The 3,368-nt window shown below is 27.9% G+C and carries 4 protein-coding genes; 2 read left to right on the top strand and 2 right to left on the bottom strand.

The genetic code is table 11. The annotated features are described in order from the left end of the window. Nucleotides 1-1,049, bottom strand: a 1,049-nt coding sequence (locus KKE07_04710) for a UvrD-helicase domain-containing protein (protein ID MBU4270144.1), incomplete at its 3' end; no start/stop codon positions are given. 97 nt (nt 1,050-1,146) lie between these two features. On the opposite strand from KKE07_04710, the gene KKE07_04705 reads away from it, so the two are divergent. Next, on the top strand, nt 1,147-1,719 hold the full coding sequence (locus KKE07_04705) for a dCTP deaminase (GenBank protein MBU4270143.1): 573 nt from the start codon (nt 1,147-1,149) through the stop codon (nt 1,717-1,719). 8 nt (nt 1,720-1,727) lie between these two features. Further along, complete coding sequence (gene thyX / locus KKE07_04700) at nt 1,728-2,480, top strand: FAD-dependent thymidylate synthase (protein ID MBU4270142.1); 753 nt, start codon at nt 1,728-1,730, stop codon at nt 2,478-2,480. Here the strand turns inward: thyX and KKE07_04695 are convergent. Next, nucleotides 2,460-3,074 (bottom strand): hypothetical protein, encoded by a 615-nt coding sequence (locus KKE07_04695; protein MBU4270141.1) that lies wholly within the window; start codon nt 3,072-3,074, stop codon nt 2,460-2,462. The genes thyX and KKE07_04695 overlap by 21 nt on opposite strands. Nucleotides 3,075-3,368: the final 294 nt, after the last annotated feature.

Here is a 3,368-nt window from a genome sequence, read left to right as displayed (position 1 = left end):
ATTTCGTTAAGGCTTTTTTCTTTGGGCAAATTTTCTATGAAATTTGTAATGGCATAAGCTTCTTGTTTGCCCGATCTTGAGACTATGGAAAGAATTCTATTGCTTGCTTTTTTTTCTGACCAAAGTTTTTTATTTGTTCTGTTTTTATTATTCAAAATAATATGATTTGCAGCTTCAAGTATTGGTGTAACGGTTCTATAATTTTGTTCAATTTTTATTAATTTTACAGGAGCAAAATCGCGTTGAAAGTTTTGCATATTTGTTGCCATAGCTCCTCGCCATGAATAAATGGATTGGTCTTCATCGCCTACGGCACATAGCGAATCAATATTAAACTTATTATTTTCATTCGTGCTCATCAGCTTTAAAAGTTCATGTTGTACCATATTTGTATCTTGGTACTCATCAACTAAAAGATGTCGAATTTTATTTTGAAAATTTTTTCTAAAATTTAAATTTGTTTTAAATATTTTTAAAATTTCAAGCAACAGGTCATCAAAATCAAAACTGTGAGATTTTTGTTTTTCAGACTCATATTCAAGATAAATTTCTTTTACTATCGGTATTGTAAATTCATCAAAATCATAATTTACTTTATTTTTGTAATTTGATATTTGGTACAAAATATCTGTTGGCGAAAATTGTTTTTCAAGACCATATTTTTTTATAATTTTTTTTATTAAAGATTTTTGATCGTCTGCATCTATAATTGAAAAATTTGTAAAATTTAATAATGTTGGATTTGATCTTAATAATAATAAACAGTATGAATGAAATGTGCCAACATACGGTAATTTAAGGTTTTTGTCTAAAAATTTTGAGATACGTTCTTTCATCTCATTTGCAGCTTTGTTTGTAAATGTTAATGCTACAATTGCTTGAGGACTGACATTATTATTTAAAATTAGATTTGCTATACGAGTTGTAATAACTCTGGTTTTTCCGGATCCGGCTCCTGCAATTACAATTGCCGGACCCGATTCAAAGATTACGGCATTTCTTTGCGGCTCATTTAATTCTTTATTTAAAAATTGATTAAAATTTGTCATGCGTTTATCCTTGAATGAGTTTTAAAGTTTGTTAAAAGCAAAGTTTAATATTTCAAAAAATAAAAGTAAATTTGTTTAATTTTTTTATGAGGGTGATATGAGTATTCAAGCAGACAAATGGATTTCATATATGGCTAAAAATTATGGGATGATAGAACCATTTGAAGAAAAACAAGTACGTTATATCAATGAGGGAAAAACAAAAGTTGTCAGTTACGGTCTTTCAAGTTATGGATATGATTTAAGAGTTGCCGATGAATTTAAAATTTTTACAAATGTATTAAATTCAATTGTTGATCCAAAAAATTTTGATTCAAGTTCTTTTGTTAATATTAAAAGTGATGTTTGCGTTGTTCCGCCAAATTCATTTGCATTGGCTCGTAGTGTTGAATATTTTAGAATTCCAAAAGATGTTTTAACAATTTGTTTAGGTAAATCAACTTATGCTCGTTGTGGAATTATTGTAAATGTAACACCGTTTGAGCCTGAATGGGAAGGCCATGTCACTCTTGAAATTTCAAATACAACGCCACTTCCTGCAAAAATTTATGCAAATGAAGGATTGGCTCAGGTAATATTTTTAAAAGGTGAAGAGTCTTGTGATGTAACTTATGCACAGCGCGGTGGAAAATATATGAAACAAAGAGGTATAACATTGCCATCGGTTTAGGAGATTTTATGGAACAGGCTTTAAATAAAGATAATAAAAATTTTGCTAATATCAATAATCTTAAAGTTCGTTATCCATATGGACAAACAGATCCATATGCAATAGTGGAGCTAATTGCCACATCTAAAATTGAAGGCGATAAATATAATATAGATCAGATGCCGGCTCTTTCTGCAAGAGTTTCTCATGCGGCAAGCGGAAAAACCGGTTTGGATGCCGAAAAAGATAAAGGCTTGATGAATTATTTAGCTGAAAATTTTCATTTAACACCATTTGAACATCAAAGCGCAACATTTAAAATAGTTACACCATTGATCGTTGCAAGACAGTGGATGCGACATAGAACTCAATCTTATAATGAAGTTTCAATGCGTTATTCTGCAGATCCTGTTGGAAAATTTTATTATCCTGAAATCTGGAGATTGCAAGCAAGTACGAATAAACAGGCAAGTTTAGGCGAAGTTGAAAATCAAAAAGAGTGCTCCAACGTTTTAGAGAAAGCTTATGAAAATTCATTATCGGCTTATAATAAATTGTTGGAATTGGGCGCTTGTAGAGAACAGGCAAGATTAATAGTTCCTGTTGGAAATTATACGGAATTTTATGCAACTGCAAATTTAAGAAATTGGTACGCTTTTTATAAACTTAGAATTGCAAATGATGCACAATGGGAAATTAGGCAATATGCAAAAGTGATTGGCGAAATATTAAGTGAAATTTGGCCTAATTCTTGGAATGCATTATTGCGAAATAGTAAGTAAATTATTATTGATTTTGTTAAAAATAGCTTTTATTTCGGCATTATTTAAAGTGTCTTTTTCTGTTAATAAAATATTTGAAAATATTTTTATTTTATTAATATTTTGCAAAATTATATTTTTTGTTTCATTAATATAGTTTTGCAAAATATTTTTTATTTCTATGATATTTGGACCGGCGGTTTGAGGATAAAATTTTAATATATCTTCAATAACATATTCCAAATCTAAATATATTCCCTTTGATGCATTATTAAAAAACATTTCTTCTATTATGTAACTTGCAAGCATTATATTTATATCGTGCTTATTTTCCGGATGAATTTTGAATTCTGTATGAGGGTTTGTAGTGATATCATTTTTTATTGTTATTTCACTTATATTACTAATGCCTAGAAAGTGTTCATAAATTATTAAATGTGCAGCTTCATGTAATGCACTGCGTTCTTTACTTCTTTGAGCATTTTCATTTATTGCTGGGAATAAATTGGTATTTTGCCAAGTTTCTTTGTGTTTATATTCGGCATTTAAGTTTTTGGATAAAAATATGCAAAACGATATTGTGATTAATTTTTTTAAAGTAATAATTTTCATCATATTTTTATGTGAATATTAATTTTTCAAACCATAACAATTAAAAATCAATTTTTCTAAATCTTGTTTGAATATGCTCGATTCAGGAAGATTGTAACTTAATATATATCTAATAAATTCTTTTACAATCTCTTTATTTTCTTTGTCTAAAGGATTTGTTTTTATTAAATCTATTAATTTTTTTACTGTTGGATTTTCTAAAATAGTATTAATAGTTGTATTTTTATTTTATTAATATTTTGCAAAATTATATTTTTTGTTTCATTAATATAGTTTTGCAAAATATTTTTTATTTCT

This window comes from Candidatus Dependentiae bacterium (genome assembly GCA_018897535.1).
GTDB lineage: Bacteria > Babelota > Babeliae > Babelales > UASB340 > UASB340.
Note: the sequence above shows the minus strand (reverse complement) of the source record. Positions and strands in the feature narration are given on the sequence as shown.